This window comes from Komagataeibacter kakiaceti JCM 25156 (assembly GCF_000613305.1).
This window is the reverse complement of the sequence record NZ_BAIO01000463.1, coordinates 1-1,872: the sequence shown is the minus strand read 5'-3', so window position 1 is coordinate 1,872 and position 1,872 is coordinate 1. Positions and strand designations below refer to the sequence as shown.

Below are 1,872 nucleotides of genomic sequence, written 5' to 3'. Positions count from 1 at the left end.
GTTTTCGCGCAGCAGCCTGAAAACACCCGTGCCAACCGTGCCCAGCCCGGCAATGCCGATGCGCAGGGGCTTGGGGTCGGGGGTGGAATGGGAAGCAGGAGTCATTTCTTTTCCGTCAACCGATGGGGCCGTCATGAATGGGCGGACTGGGTGTCGCGCAGGGGGGCGGCCTGCTGCGAGGTCGGGTTGGTACCGCCATGTTCGGTCATGAAATGGCGGATGGAACGGCAGGCCTGCCGCAGGCGCTGCGTGTTTTCCACCAGGCCGATGCGCACGAACCCTTCCCCATGTTCACCAAAGCCCAGACCCGGCGCCACGGCGACGCCGGCCTCCTTCAGCAGGAGCTTGGAGAAATCGACGCTGCCCAGATGGCGGAAGCGTTCGGGGATCGGCGCCCACGCGAACATCGACCCCTCGGGCGAGGGCACGTCCCACCCCGCCGCGTGCAGGCCCTGGATCAGCACGTCGCGGCGCTTGCGATAGATGTCGCGAATCTCGGCCACGCAGTCCTGCGGGCCGCTCAGCGCTGCCACTGCGGCGACCTGGATGGGGGTGAAGGCGCCATAGTCCAGATAGGACTTGATGCGTGTCAGCGCCGCGATCAGGCGTGGATTGCCTGCCGCGAACCCCATGCGCCAGCCCGCCATGGAATAGGTCTTGGAAAGGGAGGTGAACTCCACCGCGATATCCTTCGCGCCCGGCACTTCCAGAATGGAGGGGGGCACGTTGTCGCCAAAATAGATCTCGGCATAGGCGAGGTCGGACATGATCCAGATTTCGTGCTTGCGCGCGAAGGCCACCAGTTTGCGGTAGAAATCGAGATCGGCCAGATAGGCGGTGGGATTGGACGGGAAGTTGACGATCAGCGCCGTGGGCTTCGGCACGGAATGGCGCACCGCGCGGTCCAGGGCTTCGAGCATCTCGTCATCGGGCGTTGCGGGAATCGAGCGCACGGACGCCCCGGCGATGATGAAGCCGAACTGATGGATCGGATAGGACGGGTTGGGCACCAGAATGGTGTCGCCCGGGCTGGTCACGGCGGAGGCGAGGTTGGCCAGCCCTTCCTTCGAGCCAAGGGTCGCGATCACTTCCGTTTCCGGATCCAGCTTCACGTTGAAACGGCGTTCGTAATACCCCGCCAGCGCCCGGCGCAGGCCGGGAATGCCACGGCTGACGGAATAGCGGTGCGCGCGCGGGTCGGACACGGTCTCCACCAGCTTCTGCACGATATGCGGCGGGGTGGGGGTGTCCGGATTGCCCATGCCCAGATCGATAATATCCTCCCCCCGCGCTCGGGCCTGGGCCTTGGCCTTGTTGACTTCGGCGAAGACATAGGGCGGCAGCCGGCGGATACGATGGAATTCTTCGGTCATGGGACGCTCTGTTGAGGGCGCGAAGCTGTGCGCCAGGTTGAAAATCAGGTTGTGACAGCCCGCGCGCGGCGTGACTGCCGGCGCACTCTAGCGCACGATGGCAAGTCTTGCACCATTGCCAAAGGCATGGGCGCGTACCGCAATGCGCGTGGCGGGCACCCCGCGCGCCACGAGCAGGCGGGTCAGGGTGCGCGTGCGCAGCAGCGCAAGGTCCAGCGCCGTGGCCTGGCCTTCGGCCGTGGCGGTCGCGGCGTTGCCATATCCGTTCACGATCACGAAGCGGTTGCCACGCCCGTTCACGATGGTGTTGACCACGTCTTCCTCACCCGGTTCGATCTGGTCCGAGCCGGGCAGGAAACGTATCTCCTCGCCATCATCGGGTGTGGCGAGGTTGTAGGACGGCAGGTCCATGCCGTCGCGCTGCGCGTTGTCCGGCAGGTCGATCCCGGCAATGGCGGGCAGGGCGGGGGGCGCGTCGGCCATCTGCGGCAGGTTGGCG

At 65.8% G+C, this 1,872-nt stretch carries 2 protein-coding genes; both read right to left on the bottom strand.

The window, feature by feature from the left end:
- Window positions 1-131: 131 nt before the first annotated feature.
- On the bottom strand, window positions 132-1,373 hold the full coding sequence (locus JCM25156_RS15330; RefSeq protein ID WP_025813777.1) for an LL-diaminopimelate aminotransferase: 1,242 nt from the start codon (window positions 1,371-1,373) through the stop codon (window positions 132-134).
- A gap of 87 nt (window positions 1,374-1,460) precedes the next feature.
- On the bottom strand, window positions 1,461-1,872 hold a 412-nt coding region (locus JCM25156_RS15325; protein WP_025813776.1), incomplete at its 5' end, for an OmpA family protein.